This is a genomic window from Arcobacter thermotolerans (genome assembly GCF_983172305.1).
The window spans coordinates 1-808 of the sequence record NZ_CFAFZJ010000024.1; the positions used below are offsets into that span (position 1 = coordinate 1).

At 27.6% G+C, this 808-nt stretch carries 1 protein-coding gene; it reads right to left on the reverse strand.

Annotated elements, in window-relative coordinates; genetic code table 11:
- On the reverse strand, positions 1 to 808 hold an 808-nt coding region (locus AC5LG6_RS11235), incomplete at both ends, for an MBOAT family O-acyltransferase (RefSeq protein ID WP_498586652.1).

The following is an 808-nucleotide window of genomic DNA, read 5'->3' on the forward strand; positions in this document are numbered from 1 at the left end:
TTAAAGCTTTATATGGAGAGTTAAAGTTAATTGGAAGTTTTATATTAAACATTAAAGAAATTCCAATAGCCATATCACAGTATCCACTAAAATCAAAGTATAGTTGGAAAGTATAACTTAAGCTTGTTGCCCATGCTTCTATTAGATTTAAAGTTGTTGCTGTATCAAATCCAGCTGTTGCCCAAGGAGCAAATGTATCTGCAATTACAACTTTTTTAAACAATCCTATTGAAAAAATAAACAGTCCTAATGATATATTTCTATAATTCTTTACCCAATTATATTTACTTGCAAATTGTGGCATCATCTCTTTATGATGAAGAATTGGACCTGCAAGTAAGTGTGGAAAGTATGTTACAAACAGCATATAATTTACTAAGCTATACTCTTTGGCTTCACGTCTGTATGCATCTACTAAGAATGCTATTTGAGTAAATGTAAAGAAGCTAATACCTAAAGGAAGTATTATATGTGACAATGGAATATTAGAGCCAAATATTCCATTAAAGTTTTCAAGCAAGAAATCTGTATATTTAAAGTATCCTAGCAATCCTACATTAAATAGTATTCCAAATATTAAAATTGTTTTTGAAGATAACTTTATCTTTTCATGATTTACTAAACTTAATCCTACGCCATAGTTTACAAATATAGATAATAGTATTAAAGGAACATAAGAGAAATTCCAATATCCATAAAAAAACAAACTAGCAACTACTAAAAATATCTTTGCACCAAGAATTAATCTTTGGCTCAATAGATAAAAATAGAGTATAAAAGTTATTGGTAAAAATAAAAATATGAATTC